General features: G+C 71.5%; 21 protein-coding genes. 7 read left to right on the top strand and 14 right to left on the bottom strand.

What is annotated here, in order from left to right:
- The first annotated feature begins 82 nt into the window (after positions 1 to 82).
- Positions 83 to 1,048, top strand: coding sequence for an NAD(P)H-quinone oxidoreductase (locus BIU95_RS03355; RefSeq protein WP_017887999.1), 966 nt, complete (start codon positions 83 to 85; stop codon positions 1,046 to 1,048).
- Here BIU95_RS03355 and BIU95_RS03350 read toward each other — a convergent pair.
- The 6 genes from BIU95_RS03350 to BIU95_RS03325 form a co-directional block, all read right to left on the bottom strand.
- Entirely contained in the window at positions 1,045 to 1,821 is a 777-nt protein-coding gene (locus BIU95_RS03350; protein WP_042540059.1) for an amino acid ABC transporter ATP-binding protein, read from the bottom strand. The genes BIU95_RS03355 and BIU95_RS03350 overlap by 4 nt on opposite strands.
- Entirely contained in the window at positions 1,818 to 2,696 is an 879-nt protein-coding gene (locus tag BIU95_RS03345; protein ID WP_071250335.1) for an amino acid ABC transporter permease, read from the bottom strand. Before BIU95_RS03345 ends, BIU95_RS03350 begins: the two co-directional genes overlap by 4 nt.
- A gap of 4 nt (positions 2,697 to 2,700) precedes the next feature.
- On the bottom strand, positions 2,701 to 3,522 hold the full coding sequence (locus BIU95_RS03340) for an ABC transporter substrate-binding protein (protein ID WP_056071722.1): 822 nt from the start codon (positions 3,520 to 3,522) through the stop codon (positions 2,701 to 2,703).
- A gap of 87 nt (positions 3,523 to 3,609) precedes the next feature.
- Complete coding sequence (locus BIU95_RS03335) at positions 3,610 to 4,128, bottom strand: cupin domain-containing protein (RefSeq protein WP_231564110.1); 519 nt, start codon at positions 4,126 to 4,128, stop codon at positions 3,610 to 3,612.
- Entirely contained in the window at positions 4,125 to 5,510 is a 1,386-nt protein-coding gene (locus BIU95_RS03330; RefSeq protein ID WP_071250333.1) for an amidohydrolase family protein, read from the bottom strand. Before BIU95_RS03330 ends, BIU95_RS03335 begins: the two co-directional genes overlap by 4 nt.
- Complete coding sequence (locus BIU95_RS03325; RefSeq protein WP_071250331.1) at positions 5,507 to 7,339, bottom strand: adenosylhomocysteinase; 1,833 nt, start codon at positions 7,337 to 7,339, stop codon at positions 5,507 to 5,509. Before BIU95_RS03325 ends, BIU95_RS03330 begins: the two co-directional genes overlap by 4 nt.
- A 114-nt stretch (positions 7,340 to 7,453) precedes the next feature.
- Between BIU95_RS03325 and BIU95_RS03320 the strand changes: the two genes are divergently transcribed.
- From BIU95_RS03320 to BIU95_RS03295, 6 genes are all read left to right on the top strand, one after another.
- Entirely contained in the window at positions 7,454 to 7,723 is a 270-nt protein-coding gene (locus tag BIU95_RS03320) for a glutaredoxin family protein (protein WP_017888006.1), read from the top strand.
- A gap of 53 nt (positions 7,724 to 7,776) precedes the next feature.
- The gene (locus BIU95_RS03315; RefSeq protein WP_139179614.1) at positions 7,777 to 8,670 is read left to right on the top strand and encodes an amidohydrolase; all 894 of its coding nucleotides are present in this window, start codon (positions 7,777 to 7,779) and stop codon (positions 8,668 to 8,670) included.
- 42 nt (positions 8,671 to 8,712) lie between these two features.
- Entirely contained in the window at positions 8,713 to 9,561 is an 849-nt protein-coding gene (locus tag BIU95_RS03310) for a fumarylacetoacetate hydrolase family protein (protein ID WP_071250326.1), read from the top strand.
- Positions 9,561 to 10,355, top strand: a complete 795-nt coding sequence (locus BIU95_RS03305; protein ID WP_201300444.1) for an SDR family NAD(P)-dependent oxidoreductase — start codon at positions 9,561 to 9,563, stop codon at positions 10,353 to 10,355. Before BIU95_RS03310 ends, BIU95_RS03305 begins: the two co-directional genes overlap by 1 nt.
- A 96-nt stretch (positions 10,356 to 10,451) precedes the next feature.
- Positions 10,452 to 11,129, top strand: coding sequence for a FadR/GntR family transcriptional regulator (locus BIU95_RS03300; RefSeq protein WP_017888010.1), 678 nt, complete (start codon positions 10,452 to 10,454; stop codon positions 11,127 to 11,129).
- Between the two features lie 101 nt (positions 11,130 to 11,230).
- On the top strand, positions 11,231 to 11,515 hold the full coding sequence (locus tag BIU95_RS03295; protein WP_017888011.1) for a GlsB/YeaQ/YmgE family stress response membrane protein: 285 nt from the start codon (positions 11,231 to 11,233) through the stop codon (positions 11,513 to 11,515).
- 86 nt (positions 11,516 to 11,601) lie between these two features.
- Here the strand turns inward: BIU95_RS03295 and BIU95_RS03290 are convergent, their stop codons facing one another.
- The 8 genes from BIU95_RS03290 to BIU95_RS03255 form a co-directional block, all read right to left on the bottom strand.
- Positions 11,602 to 12,564 (bottom strand): aldo/keto reductase, encoded by a 963-nt coding sequence (locus BIU95_RS03290; protein WP_071250324.1) that lies wholly within the window; start codon positions 12,562 to 12,564, stop codon positions 11,602 to 11,604.
- Complete coding sequence (locus BIU95_RS03285) at positions 12,561 to 12,905, bottom strand: L-rhamnose mutarotase (protein ID WP_071250322.1); 345 nt, start codon at positions 12,903 to 12,905, stop codon at positions 12,561 to 12,563. The genes BIU95_RS03290 and BIU95_RS03285 overlap by 4 nt, the downstream gene beginning before the upstream one ends.
- The gene (locus BIU95_RS03280) at positions 12,905 to 14,230 is read right to left on the bottom strand and encodes an alpha-L-fucosidase (RefSeq protein WP_071250320.1); all 1,326 of its coding nucleotides are present in this window, start codon (positions 14,228 to 14,230) and stop codon (positions 12,905 to 12,907) included. Before BIU95_RS03280 ends, BIU95_RS03285 begins: the two co-directional genes overlap by 1 nt.
- Before the next feature lie 49 nt (positions 14,231 to 14,279).
- Positions 14,280 to 15,170 (bottom strand): carbohydrate ABC transporter permease, encoded by an 891-nt coding sequence (locus tag BIU95_RS03275; protein ID WP_052481878.1) that lies wholly within the window; start codon positions 15,168 to 15,170, stop codon positions 14,280 to 14,282.
- Positions 15,163 to 16,137, bottom strand: coding sequence for a carbohydrate ABC transporter permease (locus BIU95_RS03270; protein ID WP_042540073.1), 975 nt, complete (start codon positions 16,135 to 16,137; stop codon positions 15,163 to 15,165). Before BIU95_RS03270 ends, BIU95_RS03275 begins: the two co-directional genes overlap by 8 nt.
- A 108-nt stretch (positions 16,138 to 16,245) precedes the next feature.
- On the bottom strand, positions 16,246 to 17,481 hold the full coding sequence (locus tag BIU95_RS03265) for a sugar ABC transporter substrate-binding protein (protein WP_235517659.1): 1,236 nt from the start codon (positions 17,479 to 17,481) through the stop codon (positions 16,246 to 16,248).
- Positions 17,482 to 17,529: 48 nt separating this feature from the next.
- Complete coding sequence (locus BIU95_RS03260) at positions 17,530 to 18,867, bottom strand: enolase C-terminal domain-like protein (RefSeq protein ID WP_071250318.1); 1,338 nt, start codon at positions 18,865 to 18,867, stop codon at positions 17,530 to 17,532.
- A 241-nt stretch (positions 18,868 to 19,108) separates the two neighbouring features.
- Positions 19,109 to 19,702, bottom strand: a complete 594-nt coding sequence (locus BIU95_RS03255; RefSeq protein WP_052481880.1) for a TetR/AcrR family transcriptional regulator — start codon at positions 19,700 to 19,702, stop codon at positions 19,109 to 19,111.
- Positions 19,703 to 19,757 lie beyond the last annotated feature (55 nt).

Genomic DNA, 19,757 nt, shown 5'->3' with positions numbered 1-19,757 from the left:
TACAGGGAAGATCCGCTCCGGGTCCGGCCGGCCGCGGCCCCCGACAGCCGGCACGAGGGACGGGGCGCGTACCGTCGAGGGCATGCACGCCATCACGTTCGACGACGCTTCCATGTCCGTCACCGACCTGCCCGACCCCCGACCCGGCACCGACGAGGTCCTGATCGAGGTCGCCGCCGCCGGCGTCAACAACGCGGACCTGCAGCAGCGCGCCGGGAACTACCCGCCGCCGCCCGGGGCCTCGGACGTCCTCGGGCTCGAGGTCTCCGGCACGGTCCGGGCCGTCGGCACCGGGGTCACGACCGTCGCGGTGGGCGACCGGGTGTGCGCACTGCTCTCCGGCGGCGGGTACGCGTCGCTCGTCGTCGCCCCGGTCACCCAGGTACTGCCGGTCCCCGACGGGGTCGACCTGGTCGAGGCCGCCGGTCTGCCCGAAGCCGCCTGCACGGTCTACTCGAACATCGGCATGCTCGCCGGGCTCCGACCCGGGCAGACGCTCCTGGTGCACGGTGGCACGGGCGGCATGGGGTCGCACGCGGTGCTGTGGGCGAAGGCCCTCGGTGCGACGGTCATCGCGACGAGCGGTGGGGAGCGCAAGGTCGCCGCGTCCCGGGACCTCGGTGCCGACCTGGTCGTCGACCACCGCACCGAGGACTTCGTGGAGCGCGTCCTGGCGTTCACCGACGGGGTCGGTGTCGACGTGGTGCTCGACGTCGTCGGCCCGTCCTACCTGGACCGGAACCTGCAGGCCCTCGCCCCGAACGGGCACATCGCGGTGATCGCCGCGGGCAGCGGCCGCACCGCCGAGCTCGACTTCGGGGTGCTGATGCGCAAGCGCGCGTCGATCAGCGGCACGACCCTGCGCGCCCGGCCGCTCGCCGAGAAGGCCGCCATCGTCGAGGCGGTCCGCTACAACGTCTGGCCGCTGGTCGCCGCCGGCCGGGTGCGCCCGGTCATCGACTCGGTACTGCCGCTCGCCGAGGTCGAGGAGGCCCACCGCCGCGTGCGCGACGGTGAGGTGATCGGCAAGGTGCTGCTGACGCCCTAGGCGTGCACGCGGGCGAGGAACTCGACCAGCGCGGGGTGCTGCGGGTGGTCGAGGACCTCGGCGGGCGATCCCTGCTCGACGACCTCGCCGCGGTGCAGGAAGACGATCCGGTCGGCGACGTTCCGCGCGAAGTGCATCTCGTGCGTCGTCATCAGGATCGTCGAGCCCTGCCGCTTCAGCTCGGTGACCAGGTCGAGCACCTCGCCGACGAGCTGGGGGTCGAGCGCACTCGTGACCTCGTCGAGCAACAGCAGCTCGGGGTCGGACGCGATGGCCCGGACGATGGCGACGCGCTGCTGCTGCCCGCCGGACAGCCGGTCGGGGTACGCGTCGGCGAACGAAGCGAGGCCGATCCGGTCGAGCAACCGTCGCGCGGTCTCCTCGGCCTGGGCCCGTCCGATGCCGTGCACCTGACGGGAAGCGAGCGTGACGTTGTCGAGCACGCTCATGTGCGGGAACAGGTTGAACTGCTGGAACACCACGCCGATGCGGGCCCGCACGGCGTCGACGGCGACGCGCGGGTCGGCGATGTCCGTGCCCTGCAGCAGGATCTCGCCGTCGTCGATGCCCTCGAGCAGGTTGACCGTCTTGAGCAGCGTCGACTTGCCCGACCCGGACGCCCCGATGACACAGATGACCTGGTGGCGGTGCACCGTCAGGTCGATCCCGCGCAGGACCTCGTGCTCGCCGAAGGCCTTGCGCAACCCGCGCAGCTCGAGGACCGCGGCGTCCGTACCGGACGCACCACGGGCCTCCAGGCCTGCCTCGCTCATACGGTCCCTCCGATCTGCTCACGCCGCTGCTGCCGACGCGCGATCGCGTCCGTGACGCGGATCAGCGGCAGGCTGATCACCACGAACAGCAGCCCGGCGACGAAGTAGGGGGTGAAGTTGTAGGTCTCGGCCTGCGCGATCTGGGCGGAGCGGACCGCGTCGACGGCGCCGAGGATCGAGACCAGGCCGACGTCCTTCTGCATCGACACGAAGTCGTTCATGAGCGCCGGCGTGACCTTGCGGATCGCCTGCGGCAGCACCACGAGGCGCAGCGTCTTGGCGTGCGAGAGCCCGAGCGACCGGGCGGCCAGGCGCTGCGAGGGGTGCACGGCCTCCATGCCGGCCCGGAGCACCTCGGCGATGTACGACGAGTAGGTCAGGGTGATCGCGATCGTGCCCCAGACCTCGGCGGGCAGCCGTGGGAACACCCCGAGCCCCGGGATGCCGTAGCCGACCAGGTAGAGCACGATGATGAGCGGCAGGCCGCGGAACAGGTCCGTGTACCCGGTCGCGAGCATCCGCAGCGGGAAGAACACCGGGTTGCGCAGGCCCCGCACGACCGCGAGCAGGGTGCCGAACACGGCGACGCCGATGGCGCTGAAGAACAGGATCCGGACGTTCAGCCACAGGCCCAGCAGGATGTCCGGGAACGTGTCGATCGCGGTCTCGGGGTCGAAGAACGACTGCTGCACCGCCGCCCAGCCGGGGGTGTTCACGACGCCGAAGTACACGACGGCGAGCACGACCAGGGTGGAGACGACCGACACGACGACCGAACGACGGCCCCGCTGGCGACGGTAGAGCCGACGCTCGAGCTCGACCTGGCTCGGCGCGGGGGCGGCCACCGGGGCGCCGGCGCCTGCTGGCAGCGTCATGCGGTTACTTCAGGACCGGGGTGCCGGTCTCGGACGACAGCCACTTGGTCTGCAGCTCCTGCAGGGTGCCGTCGTCGTCGAGGGTCTTGAGGGCCTTGTCGACCTTGCTCGTGAGCTCCGAGTCCTTCGGCAGGACGAAGCCGAACTGGTCGCCCTTGCCGTCGTCGGGGAACTGCGCCGACACGGTCCCGTCGTCGAGCTGCGCGCCGGACATGTAGAACGCCGTCGGCAGGTCGGTGACGATGGCGTCGATCTGGCCGGACTTGAGTGCGAGCACGGCGTCGTCGTTCGAGTTGAACACCTGCGGGGTGACCCCGAGGACGTCCTTGACGCTCGCGATGCTCGTCGAGCCGGTCGCGACACCGATGGCGTCCTGCTTGAGCGCCGCGATCGTGGTGTCGTCGGCGGCCTTCGACTTCTCCGTCGTGACCACAGCCTGCGTCGTCGTGTAGTACGCGCTCGACATGTCGACGGCCTTCTTGCGCTTCGCGTCGATCGAGAACTGCTGGACGTTGAGGTCCCAGTCCTTCGGGCCCGGGGCGATGGCGCTGTCGAAGGTGCTGCGCTTCCAGACGACGTCGGACTTGCCGTAGCCCATCTCCTTCGCGACGGCGTACGCGACGGCGGACTCGAAGCCCTTGCCGGACTGCGGCTTGTTGTCCTCGACCCAGGGCGAGTACGCCGGGTCACCGGTGGCGATCGTGAGCTTGCCGTCGGTCACGGTGCCGTCGGCGTTGCTGCTGCCCCCGGCGGAGCAGGCCGACAGGGCGAGGGCGGCGACCGCGGCGGTGGCGACGGCGAGGGTGAAGCGGAGGGGACGGGTCACGGTCGGGCCTTCGTGCGAGGGGGGGGGGTGGGGGCAGGTCGAAGTGTACTTCGCGGTGGGATACCAACGCGAAACGGTGTCGCGGTGCTACTCGGCGGCAGAGTCCCCGTCGTCGGCCATCGTGAAGTCGTCGAACGAGAAGCCCGGCGACACCAGGCAGCTCAGCAGCACTTCGCCGTCGCCCGGGATCGTCCGCTGCCACACGCCGCCGCGCACGAACGCCTGCGCGTCGTTCACCCGGTCTCGTCCGGCGTCCGGGCCGAGGGTGATCGTCGCACCGGGCTCGGGGACGTCGCCGTCGCCGCCGAGCTGCAGGTCGACGGGGTCCGGCCCGTGCCACATCCAGATCTCGTCGCTCGTGACCCGGTGCCAGGCGGAGGCCTCGCCCGGGGGGAGCAGGAAGTGGATCAGGGTGGCGGCGGGACGCTCCCCCGCGGGGGTGGTGACCGTCGCCGGCGAGGTCCAGGTGCGGACGTACCAACCCCCCTCGGGGTGCGGTTCCATGCCGAGGGCGATCGCGCGCTTCGGCACGTCGAGCCACTCGATCAGCTCACCGGTGACGGTTCGGCGTGCGGCCATCCCTGGGCGCGGTGCGGTCTCGGTCATCGTTCCTCCTGGTGCGGTGCGGGGATGTCCATGTGCGGGGAAGCCGGTTCGGTGACGACGCCCGCCGCGGCACGGACGACCCCGCGGATCACGGTGGCGGCCGCCCGCCCGGCGCCGTCCTCGACGAGCTCGGCGAGCGCGTCCGGCACGGTACGGGCATCGACGTCGAAGACCGCCAGGTCGGCACGCGCCCCGACGGCGAGGTGCCCGATGCGGTCCGGCCCGACGGCGAGCCCCATCGCGTGCGCGCCACCGAGGGTCGCCGCCGCGAGCAGCCGCTCGTGCAGGTCCCGGTGCCCGTAGCCCTGGGCGCGGGCGATCCGGTGCAGCGCGGTGACGTCGGCCATCAGGTCGAGGGACGGCGACGACGACAGGGAGTCGGTGCCGATGGCGATCGGGCTGCCCTCGCGCAGGTAGTCGGCGACGGGCGGCGGATCGAGGCCGATGACGGCGTTGGAGCGGGGGCACAGTGCGACGGCGGTGCCCCGGGCACGCAGGAGGGCCCGGTCGGCCGCGGTCATGTAGACGCCGTGGGCGATGTGGCAGTCCGGTCCGAGCACTCCGAGGCGGTCGACGAACGCGGTTGCGCTCGCACCGAAGCCCAGGGCTCGCAGCGCCCGGAACGAGGGCACGTTCGCCAGGTGCCAGTCGTTCCCGTGGCCGACGCCGTCGACCCCGTCGAGCCCGGGGACCGGACCGAGGGCGGTGCGCTCCCCCTCGAACGCCGCCTCACCGAGGTGCAGGTGCAGTCGCAGACCGCGCTGCCGCACGATGTCGGGGAGCTCGAGCAGCGGGGCGACCTCGAGCGAGTACGGCGCGTGCGGCGACAGACCCGCACCGGGCGTCGTGGGGATCCGGTCGAGTTCGTCGAGCACCTGGTCGCGACCGTGCGACTGCCAGGCGTCGTTCTCCCAGTCCATGACCTCCCAGTACGCGATGCCGCCGAGCCCGGCGTCCTGCAGCGCGGTGGCGGCCTCGATGTCGGTGACGATGTCCGCGATGCTCGTGACGCCGGCCAGGATCGACGCCCGTGCACCGTCCGCGGCTTCGGCCCGCCAGTCGTGCGGTTCGGCGTAGTCGACGTTGAACGCCGCGGCCCAGTCCTCGAATCCGCCGTACTGGCGCTGGCCGACACTGGCCATGCCGGTGTACTGCAGATGCGAGTGCGCGTTCACGAGTCCGGGCAGGAGCGCACCGCGCCACTGCCGCTCGGTGAACGTCGCGCCGGAACCGGTGAGCTGGTCGATGACCCACGACCGGTCGCCGACGTGCAGGATGCGGCCGTCCTGCACGGCGACCGCGCCGTCCGCGATCGGCGGCGCGGTCATCGGCACGACGACGCGCGCCGAGTGCACCGTGACCGGGTGCGGTCGGGCGCTCACGTGGGGTCTCCGAAACGGTGCGTCCGGACGTCCGGCTCGCGGTCCGCCGGGTGTTCAGGGGGAAGGCCTGGGCCCACGCCGCCGGTTCCGGTCTGACGCGCCAGCGGCAGCCCGGCCGTGCCGGTGGGGAGAGGGCCGACGTGCGTTCCGAAGGCGGCGAGCGCCGCGCGGGCGGTCACGTCGTCGACCGCGGGGTCGATCGGCACGACGGCACGCTCCAGCTCGTCGCCGCGTTCCAGGAGCATCCGGACGGCGCCGAGCTGCACGGCGAAGGACAGGTCCATGATCTCGACCGGGTTGCCCTCGGCCGCGGTGATGTTGATGCAGCCACCGTCGTCGAGCACGATCGGCCCGCCGTCGACGCCGGGGAACACGAACCGCTCGGCCTTCGGCCCCACGGGCCGCCGTTCGACCCCGGCGGCGAGGGCGTCATCGACCGCGATCTCTTGGTCGACCCCACCGGCGACGGCGACGATCGCGCCGTCCGCGCAGGCACGGAGCACCTCGAGGTCGATGGTGTCCGGCACCCCGGTGGCGCTCATCACGAGGTCGGCGTCACGCACCGCCTGGACCAGCGGGGCCACGGCGTACCCGGCGAAGCGGGCCTGCAGGGCGCGGACCGGGTCGGTCTCGGCGACCGTCACCCGGAACCCGAGGGCGGCGAGCACCAGGGCGACCCCTTCGCCGACGTGCCCGAACCCGGCGACCGCCGCCGCGCCTCTCCCCACCGGCACGGCCAGCCCGCCGCTGGCGCGTCGGGCCGGAACCGGCGGCGTGGGCCCAGCCTGCAATCGGTGTGCGCCGGACGCGAGCCCGTCGACCAGGTCGAGCACCGCGAACACCGTCGACTGCCCGGTGCCGTACCGGTTGTCGAAGAACGTCTTGGTGCGGGCGTCGTTCACCGCGATCACGGGGATGCCGAGCTCGCCGCGCGCTGCCAGCACACGCAGGGGCCGCAGGCCGCTCGTGGTCTCCTCGGCGGCGCCGAGCATCGTCGGCAGCAGGTCGGGGCGCTCCTGGTGGGCGAGCCGGATGACGTGTGCCCCGTCGTCGAGCAGGATGTGCGGCGCCGTGTCGAGCATCGCGAGGGCCAGCCGCTTCTGTTCGGCGAGTGTCGCGGTGCTGCTCGCGAACACCGTCAGGCCGGCGGACCGCAGTGCGTCAGCGACGGCGTCGTCGGTCTCGTCGGCGTGGGCGTAGACGACGACCTCGGCACCGGCATCGCGGAGGAGCAGGCTCAGCACCGCCGTCTTGGGTTCGAGGAACATCGCGACGCCGATGCGTGTGCCGCGCAGGAGTCCGCCGTCGCGGAGTTCGGCGGCGACCGACCGGGCGACCGGCATCGACCGCCGGGCCCATCGCAGGCGGGCCTCGGCTGCGGGGTCGTCCTCGGGGTCGCGGCCGGTGGAGACGAGGAAGACGTCGTCGGACAGCATCGGGACGGCGAGGACGCCGGGTCGGGCGGGTGCGACGGGGCCGAAGGCGTCCTCGTCGACGGCGGGCAGGTACCGGCCGGCGTCGATGACGACCAGGGTGGTGCCGCGCGGGCGGTCGGCGGCCTGCTCGACGGCGGGCGTCGATTCCTCGGGCGTGCCGAGACACCAGAGCTGGTCGACCAGGTCGGACGGCTGCTGCGGGTTCGGCTGCTGCTCGTCGGCCTCGCGCGCGCCGAGTGCGGTCAGCAGGTGCCGGAGCGCCGCGGCGTCCCGGGGGTCCCCGCCGATGATGCGGAACCGGCGGGCGGCGACGAGCAGGTTGGTCGCAGCGGCGAACCGCCGGACGGCCGCCGAGGCCCAGGCCAGCGTCGCGGGGTCGGGTGCTGGCGGCATGTGCCAATCGTAGGGCGAGGCCGGGCACGCGCCTGCTGCGGAGGCCTGCGGTCCTGTCGCCCTGCGACGCGGGCTCCGGGAATGCCCGGTGGCGCTCCGACGTACTCTCTGCACATGAGCGATGCGACGACTGCCCCCGACCGCGTGACCATGTTCGGCGCCGACTGGTGCCGCGACTGCCGTCGGTCCAAGGCGCTGCTCGACACCCTCGGTGTGGACTACGAGTACGTCGACGTGGAGCAGGACCTGTCCGCGGCGGACCGTGCCGAGGCGATCAGCGGCCGGAAGAACATCCCCGTCGTGGTGCTGCCGAACGGCAAGCACTTCGTCGAGCCGTCCGACGCCGAGCTGCGCGCCGAGCTCGAGGCCTCCGGCGTCGTCTGAGCCCCACCGGCAACGCGCGGGTGAACATCGGATGAATCAGGCATCATGAGCGCGTGATCATCGACGCTCACCACCACCTCTGGGATCCCGCCGACCGGCCGTACCCCTGGATGGACGACTCGGTCGCCCCGATCCGCCGCCGGTTCGACGTGGACGACCTGCGCGCCGCCGCCCGGAGCACCGACGTCACCCGGACGATCGTCGTGCAGGCCGTGCACGACCCCGGCGAGACCGCCTGGCTCCTCGAGCAGCCCGAGCCGGTCGCCGGGGTCGTCGGCTGGGTGGACCTGACCGCCCCGGACGTCGCCGACCGGATCGCCGCCCTCGCCGCCCTCGTCGCACGACCCGGACGCACCCCCGTGGCCGGGAACCGCCTGGTCGGCATCCGGCACCAGGCGCAGGACGAACCGGACCCGGACTGGCTCGCCCGGCCCGAGGTCGTCCGAGGCGTCCGCGCCCTCGCCGCCGCCGGCCTGGTGTTCGACCTGCTCGTCCGCGCACGGGAGCACCGTGCAGCGCTGACACTGGTCGACGCCGTGCCCGAGGCCTCGTTCGTCCTCGACCACGCCGGCAAGCCCGACATCGCGGGCGAGGACCCCGGGTGGCCGAGCCGGATGGATGACTTCGCCGCACGCCCCAACGTCGCCTGCAAGGTGTCCGGCCTGTTCACCGAGGCCGGCCCGGAGTGGCGACGGCAGCCGGTCGACCGGTACGTCCGCGCCGTGGTCGAGCGGTTCGGCCCGGCGCGGTCGATGTTCGGGTCGGACTGGCCGGTCTCGACACTCGCCACGACCTACGACGACGTGGTCCGACGCACCACCGAGGCGCTGGCCGACCTGAGCCCGGACGAGCGCCAGGCGATCCTCGGCGGTACGGCGGAGCGCACCTACCTGCATGACAGGACCCTCAGCACCCGGAACCTTGTCGACACCTCGGACCAGACATAGGATGTCTCTGGTTGCGCCGGTGCAGCCAGAGAGCGAGGAACGATGCAGTTCGCACGACTCGGCCCCGCGGACGACGAGATCCCCGTCGCGGTCGACACCGACGGCGAGGTCCTCGACCTCCGCCCGATCACGACCGACATCAGCGGCGCCTTCCTGGCAGCGGACCCGGTCACCCGCGTCCGGCACGCGCGCGACGCCGGCGACGTCCGGGTGCTGCCCGACGCCGAGGGCCTGCGGCGCGGCGCACCGGTGGCCCGCCCCGGCAAGGTCGTCTGCATCGGCCTGAACTACCGCGACCACGCCGCCGAGACCGGCGCCGAGATCCCGACCGAGCCGATCGTGTTCATGAAGGACCCGATGACGGTGATCGGCCCGGACGACCAGGTCCTGATCCCCCGCGGCAGCGAGAAGACCGACTGGGAGATCGAACTCGCCGTCGTCATCGGCGCCACCGCCCGGTACTGCGACTCCGACGAGGCGGCGAGCGCCTGCATCGCGGGCTACGCCATCGCGAACGACGTCTCCGAACGCGCCTTCCAGCTCGAGCGCGGCGGGCAGTGGGACAAGGGGAAGTCCTGCGAGACGTTCAACCCGCTCGGCCCGTGGCTGGTCACCCCCGACCAGGTCGACCCGGCGGCGCTCGCGCTCCGGCTCACCGTCAACGGCGAGGTGCGGCAGGACGGCACCACCGCCGACATGATCTTCCGACCCGTCGAGATCGTCCGGTACCTGTCGCAGTTCATGGTGCTGTACCCGGGCGACGTCATCAGCACGGGCACCCCGGCCGGGGTCGCCCTCGCAGGACACGCGCCGTACCTGCAGCCCGGCGACGTGGTCGAACTCACCGCCGACGGGCTCGGCTCGCAGCGCCAGACCGTAGGAGCAGCCTGATGACCGACACCACCGACCAGACCGGCACCACCGGCACCACCGGGACGCCCGGCAGCCACGCGGGTCTCCGCGCGATCGTCACCGGCGGCGCCTCCGGCATCGGCGCGGCCATCGCGGCAGCCCTGCGGGAGCGCGGCGCAGCGGTCGCCGTGCTCGACCTGCAGCCGTCCACCGCCGAGGGACTCGTCTCCGTCACCTGCGACGTGTCGTCCGACGAGTCCGTCCGTGCCGCCGTCGCGTCGGCCGTCGACCAGCTCGGCGGTCTCGACGTGCTCGTGAACAACGCCGGCATCGGCGCTCAGGGGAGCGTCGAGGACAACACCGACGACGAGTGGCGCCGCGTGTACGAGGTCAACGTGCTCGGTGCCGTTCGCCTGTCCCGCGCCGCACTCCCCCACCTCCGGGCCTCCGACAGCGCGAGCATCGTCAACACCTGCTCCGTCGCGGCCACCGCCGGGCTCCCCCAGCGTGCGCTGTACTCGGCCACGAAGGGGGCGATCTCCGCACTCACCCGCGCGATGGCAGCCGACCACGTCCGCGAGGGCATCCGCGTCAACGCCGTCAACCCGGGCACCGCCGACACCCCGTGGATCGCACGGCTCCTGTCGACCGCGGACGACCCGGCAGCCGAACGCGCCGCGCTCGAGGCACGCCAGCCGCACGGCCGACTGGTGCAGGCAGCCGAGGTGGCCGAGGCGGTCGCCTACCTGACGAGCCCGCTCGCCCGGTCGACGACGGGCGTCGAGCTGGCGGTCGACGGCGGGATGCAGGCGCTCCGGCTGCGGCCGGCGTGATCGCGCCACGGCTCCGCCGCACGGCCTGGAGGCCCGTCCCGGGTATCGTCGGGACGTCCCGTCGCACAGGCGGCCGGGTCCACAGGAGGTGGTGACGTGGCGTCGTTGACCGACGATGCGATCGCACGCATCCAGCAGATGATCGTGAGCGGCGAGCTCCAACCCGGCCAGCGCCTCCCGCCCGAGAAGGAACTGAGCGAGTCGCTCGGCCTGTCGCGGAACAGCCTGCGTGAAGCGGTGAAGGCGCTCGAGCTCATCCGCGTGCTCGACGTCCGACGCGGCGACGGCACGTACGTGACGTCCCTCGAACCGGGCGTCCTGCTCGAGGCGGTGTCGTTCGTCGTCGACATGCACCACGACCGGTCGCTCGTCGACCTGCTCGAGGTGCGACGCATCCTGGAACCGGCGTCCGCCGTCCTGGCGACCGCGCGTGCCACGGAACAGCAGATCGACGAACTCGCGACCCTGATGCAGTCCGTCACCGACGACACCGGCGTCGAGGACCTTGTCGCCCACGACCTGTTGTTCCACTCGACCATCGCGGGCATCGGCGGCAACCAGTACCTGTCCGGACTGCTCGACGCCCTGTCGAGCAAGACGGTGCGGGTGCGGGTGTGGCGGGGGCTGACCCAGAACGGCTCGGTGCAGCGGACCCTCGACGAGCACGCGGCCATCGTCGACGCCATCCGACGCCGCGACCCGCAGCTCGTGCAGGCCCTCGTCGTGTCCCACGTCGAAGGGGTCGAGCGCTGGTTGCGGCGCTCCCTGGACTGAACCCGACAATCCTCCCAGGTAGTTCCGTGTTTCGTTGGCCGTCGGCCCACAGCACGGCGTCTTGCCGCTGCTCGGACCGGCCGCAGAACAAGGAGAACACCATGGGCGTCATCGGCACCATCATCGGACTGATCGTCGTCGGCCTCATCGCCGGCGCCATCGCACGACTCGTCGTTCCGGGCAAGCAGCACATCTCCATCCCCATGACGATCCTGCTCGGCATCATCGGCTCGTTCGTGGGCGGGTTCCTCGGGTTCCTGATCTTCCGCCACGACCTGGCCGACGGCTTCTTCCAGCCTGCCGGCATCATCGGGTCGATCATCGGCGCGATCATCGTGCTGCTCATCTACGTGCGTGTCTCGGGCCGCGGCTCGCGCAACCGCTAGTCGCACCAGTCGGCCTCGCCGGCGCACTACCGAAGGCACCCCGAACCGCGCAACCGCGTGGCCGGGGTGCCTTCGTCGTGCGTGGGTCAGGTGTCGAGCAGGCCCGCAGCACGCAGGTCGTCCCAGAGCGCCTCGGGCACGACGGCGGCGGCCCGGGCGACGTTCGAGCGCACCTGGTCGGCGGACTGCACGCCGAGGGCGATCGCGGCGACCGCCGGGGCCCGCCGTGGGAACGCCAGCGCGGCCTCGGGCAGGGTGACCCCGTGGCGGTCGCACACGTCGGCGATGGCGTTCGCCCGCGCGAGCAACCGCGCGGGCGCCTCGGCGTAGTCGTAGGTCGCGCCGGCCGCGGGGCGCTCCTGTCCGAGGAGCCCCGAGTTGTAGACGCCGACCGCGACGACCGCGACACCCAGCGCCGCGCACCGGTCGACGAGCGCCGCCGCCGGTTGCTCGAGCAGCGTGTACCGGCCGGCGAGCATGACGACGTCGCAGAGCCCGGTGTCGACGGCCGCCGACAGCGCCTCGACGGAGTTCGACCCGACGCCGACCGCCCGCACGACGCCCTCGTCGCGGAGCTCGGCGAGGGCCGGCAGCGCCTGGGTCAGGCCGTCGGTGAGCGAGTAGACGTCCGGGTCGTGCAGGTAGGCGACGTCGACGTGGTCGAGCTCGAGCCGACCGAGCGAATCGTCGAGCGAGCGCCGCACGCCCGAGGGCGACGGGTCCCACTGCCGCACGGTGTCGTCCGGAACCGCGAAGCCCCCGGACGCCAGGTCGTCGCCGTCGCCGCGCCCCGGCACGAGCACCCGCCCGACCTTCGTCGACACGAGGAACTCCTGCCGGGGGCGTCCGGCGAGCGCCGCCCCGAGCCGTCGTTCGGACAATCCGAGGCCGTAGTGCGGAGCGGTGTCGAACCCGCGCACCCCGGCGTCCCAGGCGGCGTCGACCGTGTCGCGGGCGTCGTCGTCGGAGACCGGACGGAGCAGGTTGCCGATGCCGGCCCCACCGAACCAGAACGGCCCACGCTCCAGGTCGAGGGCGAGGTCCGTCACGGGGCCACCTGGTCCGCGCCGTCCACCTGGTCCGCCAGCGACCAGACCCGCGGGACCCCGTCGTCGTCGCCCGAGTAGTCGTCGGCCGCCTCGAGCAGCGGGTTGATCGTCTCCTGCCACTCGGCGTTGACCGGGTCGTCGGCGAGCGCTCGGCGCATCGCGCGGTGGTCCTCGACCTCGATCAGGTGGACCAGGTCGAGCCCGTCCCGCCAGATCGTCCAGTCGTGCACGCCGGCCTCGCGCAGTCGTGCCGCGAGCGCGGGCGGGACCGAGGCGTGCACGGTGTCGTACGCCGCCTCGTTCCCGGCCCGCAGTCGCGTCCGCGTCAGGATCCGCTGCATCAGTCGCGCAGGAACAGCTCGACGACGGGGACGGCGACGTCGGGTCGCACGATGGGCAGCGTCAGGGTGAGGGTGCCGGCGGGCTGGCCGCCGAGCCCGGTGTTCTGCGCTCGGGTGCCCGGCGGGATCTCGCGGAAGTGGATCTCCGACGCGTCGTTGAGCAGCTGCGCGTACGCCACCTTGCCCGCCAGGTCGGGCAGGTGCACGTGCTCGAACGGCCAGGCGAACAGGTGCAGGTACAGGCGGTTCCCGCTCTGCGTGTAGACGGTGTTCCGCGGGGCGACGAACTTCGCGGGTCCGGCGCCGTACACCGAGCGGGCGTGCTGGTGCATCCACGTCCCGATGCCCTCGAGCGTCCGGCGGGAGACCCCGTCGAACTCACCGCGACCGGTCGGCCCGATGTTGAGCAGCATGTTCCCGTTGTTCGAGACGCCGTCGACGAGCATGCGGACGAGCAGGTCGACCGGCTTCAGGTTCAGGTTGTCGCGGTCGTAACCCCACGAGCCGTTCAACGTCTGGCAGGCCTCCCACGGCACCGGGACCCCGCCGACCTCCATCGGCTTGTCGGGCTGGTACTGCTCCGGGGTGACCAGGTCACCGGGGATGTCGAGCCGGTCGTTGACGATGATGCCCGGTTGCAGGCGCTTCGTCAGCGCCATGAGTTCCTCGGAGCCCCACTCGTCGCGACCCTTGCCGCCCCAGATGTCCTCGTGGTCGTTGTCCCGGTACGAGAAGTCGTAGAACAGGTAGTCGATCTGCCCGTAGTCGGTGAGCAGCTCCTCGATCTGACCGTGGAGGTACTCGCGGTAGCTCGACATGTCGCGGCCCTCGTTGAACGCCTCGATCTCCTCCGCCGAGTCGTCGCGCCGGGGGTGCACGCCGTCGACGGTGAAGTCCGGGTGGTGCCAGTCGATGAGCGAGTGGTAGAAACCGACCCGCAGCCCCTCGGCACGGACGGCGTCGACGAACTCCCGAACGATGTCCCGGCCGAAGGGGGTGTTCGTGGACTTGTAGTCGGTGAGTGCGGTGTCCCACAGGCAGAAGCCCTCGTGGTGCTTCGTGGTGAGGACGACGTACTTCATCCCCGCCGCGCGCGCACGGCGGGCCCAGTCGGCGGCGTCGAACAGGTCCGGGTCGAAGTGGTCGAAGTACTTCTGGTAGTCGGCGTCGGTGATCCGTTCGTGGTTCTTCACCCACTCGTGCCGTGCCGGCAGGGCGTAGAGCCCCCAGTGGATGAACATGCCGAACCGGTCGTGGGAGAACCACGCGGGGAACCCCGCGGGATCCGTCGCGGTCTGCGGGTCGGCAGGTGCGGTGATGGTCATGAGGCCAGTGTTCCTTTCAGTGGAGGACGAGGGAAGACGTCCGGCGGCGTCACCGGCCACCGAGACCGCTGGTGACGATCCCCTTGACCAGGTGCTTCTGGAGCAGGATCAACAGGATCACGGTGGGCAGCATCGAGATCACCGACGCCGCCATCACGAGGTTCCACTCGGAGCCCTGCTGCCCGAAGAACTGCTGCAGGCCGAGCGGGATGGTGCCACGGGCCTCGACGTCGTTGACGATGACGAGCGGCCAGAGGAACGAGTTCCAGTACGCGATGAACGAGAACACGGCGAGGACCGCCATCGTCGGCCGGGCGAGCGGGAGCATCACCGAGAAGAACGTCCGGATCGCTCCGGCACCGTCCACCCGGGCGGCGTCGTCGAGCTCCTGCGGCACTGTGAGGAAGAACTGCCGCACCAGGAACGCGCCGAGGGCCGTGAACGCCCACGGGATGATGAGCGCCTGGAACGTGTCGACCCACCCGAAGCCCTGCATCATCACGTACATCGGGATGACGAGGACGTCCTGCGGGATCATCAGCGTCGCGAGGAACAGGACGAACACCGTGTTCCGGCCGCGCCACCGCAGTCGTGAGAACGCGTAGCCGGACAGCACCGCGACGGCGACGTTGATCGCGGTGCCGGCCGCGGCGACGAACACGCCGTTCAGGATGAACCGGGCGAACGGCAGGTAGGTGAACGCCTGCGCGTAGTTGCCCCACTCGATGGACGAGCCCCACAGTGTCGGCGGGGTCGTGAACACGTCGGCCGACGGCTTCAGGCTCGTCGCCACCATGTAGATGAGCGGCGAGACGAACAGCAGGGCCACCAGGCACAGCAGCACGTACCCGACCGCGTGGCGCACCCTGCCGGCCTGCCGGTGCGTGCGGGGCAGCGCCCGCGGGTTGATCGTCCGGTTGGACGAGGTCAGCTCACTCATAGTGCACCCACCGCTTCTGTCCGAGGAACTGGACGGCCGTGATGCCGAGGATGATGACGAACAGCACCCACGCCCCGGCCGATGCGAGCCCGAGCTGCTGGGTCTGGAACCCGGTGTTGTAGATGTACTGCACCAGGGTCTCGGTCGCGGTGCCGGGACCGCCCTTCGTCAGGACGAACGGCTGCACGAACACCTGGAACGAGGTGATCAGGGTCATCATCGTCGCGAAGAAGATCGACGGCGAGATGAGCGGGAACTTGATCCGCCAGAACATCTGCCAGGCGTTCGCCCCGTCGAGCTGGGCAGCCTCGATCTGGTTCTCCGGCACCGAGTCGAGCGCCGCCGAGAAGATCAGCATGTTGTAGCCGAACCCCTGCCAGACGCTCATCGCGACGACGGCGAGCATCGCCCAGTGGTCGTCCGCCAGGAAGTTCGGGGCGTGCACGCCGACGGTCGACTGCAGCGTCGCGTCGATGGCGCCGCCCGGCTGGTACAGCATCCGCCAGACGACGACGTTCGCGACGATCGGCGTGATCGTCGGGATGAAGAACAGCACGCGGAAGACGTGCCGGTGCCGGATCTTCGGGGTGAGCCAGGCCGCGAGTCCGAGGGACACGACCAGGTTGAGCGGCACGTAGAGCACGACGAACAGCACCGTGTTGAGCGTGACCGTCCGGAAGATCGGGTCGGAGAACAGCTGCGCGTAGTTCGACAGGCCGGCCCACGAGCGTTCACCGAGCATCGGCCAGTTCATGAAGCTCACGACGAGCGACGCCAGGATCGGGAACGCCGTGAACACGACGAGGCCGATCGAGTGCGGTGCGGCGAACGCCGCGCCCCACCACGAGCGGCGGCCGAGCTCGGCGTCGGCGCCGCCGGTCTTCCGGCGGGGCGCCGCGCCGGTCGCGACCGCGACCGCGGGGGCGGGCAGCGCCGCCTCGGCGGGTGGGTCCTGGATGGTGGTCATGCGACGACCTCCTCGTCGTTCGCGCGGTCCTGAACAGGGTGGGGATCGGACGGGAGGCCCGTGGCGGGGCCGTGGCGGGCCTCCCCGTCCGTCAAGGGGTGACGCCCGTCACTGCGAGCCGAGCTGGCTCGCGATGGACGACATCGTGTCCTTGCCGGAGGTCTGTCCGTTCACCGCCTGCAGGGCGTACTGCGCGAAGAGCTGGTTGAGCTGGTCGCTCTGCTTGTTGCCGGGCAGCGGGGTGGCGTTCTCGAGCCCCGTCTTCAGGGCGTCCTCGACCCCGTCGATGCCGGCGTTGTCGTACCAGGCCTGCTGCGCCGCGGTGCGTGCCGGGAAGGCGCGACCCTGCTCGGCGAGCGAGGTGAGCGTGGCCTCGTTCGTCATCGTCGTGATGGCCTTGAACGCCTGCTCGGGGTACTTGCACTGCTTCGAGATGCCGAAGCCCGACCCGGCGGCGAACGAGCTGGGTCCGTCCGTGCCCGAGGGGATGGTCGTGATGCCGAGGTCGAACTGCACCTTGGCCTTCTGGCTGATGATCGACCACGGACCGTCGCTGTACATCGCGACGTCACCGGACACGAACGCGTTGTCGTCGGTGGAGCCGTCCGTGCTCGCCTGCGTGGCGTAGCCGTCCTTGACCAGGCTGCCGATCCAGTCGAGCCCCTCGGCGAACTTCGTGTTCGAGGCGTCGAGCGTGCCGTCGGCCCCGATGACCCGACCGCCGTTGTAGCCGAGGATCATCGACTCGAGGGGGATGTCCTCGACGCTCGTGCCCCAGATCGGCGTGCCGGCGGCCTTGAGCTGCTTCGCGGCGTCCTCGAACTCGTCGACCGTCCAGCCCGGCTTCGGCTCGGGGACGCCCGCCTTGTCGAAGATGTCCTTGTTGTAGAACATGACCATGGGGCCGGTGTCGTACGGCAGCCCGTAGAGCTTGCCGTCGACCTTCATGCCGTCGAGCCCGGTCTGGTCGTACTCGCTCAGGTCGAGGTCGGCCTGCTTCGCCATGTCGTCGATCGGCACGAGCACGTCCGTGTAGTTCGCGGCGCGGAGCGACTGGATGCTCACGATGCACGGGGCGGTGCCGGTGGACAGCTGCGTGCGGAGCTTCGTCCAGTAGTCGTTGAACGGGGAGCCCTGGATCGACACGTCCACGTCGTCGTCGGTCTTGACGGTGTCGGCGACCTTCTGCCACGCGGCCTTGTCCTCCTTCCCGGCGATCCACATGGCCCAGGTGAGGGAGTCCTTCGACTGGCCGTCGCTGGCGTTGCTGCCAGCGGAACAGCCGGTGAGCGCGAGCAGGGCAGCTGCTGCTGCCGCCAGCCCGGCGGTACGTCGTCGTTGCATCGGTGTCTCCACTTCGTCGTGGTGATGGGGTGTGCGGGGAGGGGGGAGTCAGGCGACCCGGACGGCGTCCGGGACGTGCGCTGCGTCGGACTCGGCCCAGACCGGGCCGTCCGGGAACGCGTGGGTGGTCAGGGTGTCGGCGAGCATCTCGGTGCCGGCGCCGGGCGCGGTCGGCGGCCAGTAGCGGCCGTCGTGGACGTCGACCGGGGTCACGAAGTGCTCGTGCAGGTGGTCGACGAACTCGATGCACCGGGTGTCGAGGTCGCCGGTCAGGGCGACCGCGTCGAACATCGACAGGTGCTGCACCGCCTCGCACAGGCCGACACCGCCGGCGTGCGGGCAGACACGGACGCCGTGCTTCGCGGCGAGGAGCAGGATCGCCAGGTTCTCGTTCACCCCGGCGACCCGGGTGGCGTCGATCTGCAGCACCGACATCGACCCGGCCTGGATCAGCTGCTTCGCGATCACGCGGTTCGCCATGTGCTCCCCCGTCGCGACCGGGATCGGGGCGATGCGCCGGGCGATCTCGGCGTGGGCCAGGATGTCGTCCGGGCTCGTGGGCTCCTCGACCCACGCGATGTCGAAAGGGCGGAGCCGGTCGATCCACGCCACGGCCTCGTCGACGTCCCAGCGCTGGTTCGCGTCGATCGCGATCCGGACGTCCGGGCCGACGGTGGCGCGGGCGATGCCCATCCGTCGGACGTCCTCGTCCACGTCGCCGCCGACCTTGAGCTTGATCTGGGTGAACCCGTCGTCCACGGCTTCGCGGCACAGCCGCGCGAGCTTCTCGTCGTCGTAGCCGAGCCAGCCCGGGGTCGTCGTGTAGGCGCGGTAGCCCTCGCGCTCCAGACGGGCACGGCGTTCGGCACGCAGCGGTTCGGCGGCGCGGAACAGCTCGAGCGCCTCGGCCGGGGTGATCGCGTCGGTCAGGTACCGGAAGTCGACCAGGTCGACGAGTTCCTCGGGGCGCAGGTCGGCGAGCAGGGCCCAGAGCGGCTGCCCCGCACGTTTCGCCCGCAGGTCCCACAGGGCGTTCACCACGGCGCCGATCGCCATGTGCATGACGCCCTTCTCCGGGCCGAGCCACCGCAGCTGCGAGTCGTGCACCATCGCGCGCCAGGTGCCGCCCATGTCGGCCAGGACCGCCTCGGCATCGGCGCCGACGACGTGCCCGCGGAGCGCCGCGATCGCCGACTCCTGCACCTCGTTGCCGCGGCCGATGGTGAAGACGAAGCCGGTGCCGACCAGGCCGTCGAGCGCGTCGGTGGTGATCTCGACGTAGGCGGCGGAGTAGTCGGGAGCGGGGTTCATGGCGTCGGACCCGTCGTGCTCTCGCGAGGTCGGGAACCGGATGTCGTGCACGTGCAGACCGGTGATGCGGCTCATCTGTGTCTCCTGCCGTCCGGTCTCCGTCGACCGAACGGTGCAATCAAAACATCCGATGTCTTGCGCGTCAAGAGCCGTGTTCGTGCCGTTTCGGCGAAAGTCACCCCGCAACCGTCCGATGACTGCGCATGCGGCGGTCTGGACGCATCAACGGCCTGGAGGCGCGGTGCGGGTCGGTCCCGCACCGCGCCTCCAGGCCGTTCTCGCCCCCGCGCCGGGGGCGACGCGATGGTCGCGCCGGTCAGGCGGAGGCGAGCCGCCCCATCTCGGCGACGACCGCACGCAGCCGCGCCGCGAGCTCGTCGCGCGAACCGTCCGCCGACCGGTGGGCCGACTCGATCACGGCGGCCATCACCAGCGTGGTCGCGGTCCGCGCGGTGTCCTCGCCGACCCGCTCGGCAGCGACCGTCAGGACCGTCTGCCGGGCGTGCGCCATCCACTGCATCATCGCCGGGACCATCTCCGGCCGAGCCCGGACGAGCTCCTTCATGCGCCGACGGTCCTGTGGCAGGGTGACCGTCTGCGCGACGAGCTCGCAGAGGTCCGACACCAGCGGACCCGCGGAACCGAGGAACACTGCGCGCGCCGCGTCCGGGACCATCGTCGCCGGCAACCCGAGGGCCGCCTCGGCCTTCGACGGGAAGTAGTTGAAGAACGTCCGCGGGGAGACCCCGGCGTCCGCGCAGATCTGCTCCACCGTCACCCCGGCGAGCCCCCGATCGGTGACCAGGGCGAGTGCCGACCGGTGGATGGCGGACCGGGTCTGCTGCTTCTTGCGTTCCCGCAGGCCGCAGTCGCTCGCGACGATGTCCTCGGTGGTGGTGGTCTGGTGCACGTGCTGCGCTCCGTCCTGCTCTCGGGTCCGTGCGACGCCGGGCCTCCGCGTCGTG

The organism is Curtobacterium sp. MCBA15_007 (genome assembly GCF_001864905.1).
In the GTDB taxonomy this organism is placed as follows: domain Bacteria; phylum Actinomycetota; class Actinomycetes; order Actinomycetales; family Microbacteriaceae; genus Curtobacterium; species Curtobacterium poinsettiae.
The sequence above is the reverse complement of the archived record's forward strand: the minus strand, read 5'-3'. Positions and strand labels throughout refer to the sequence as shown.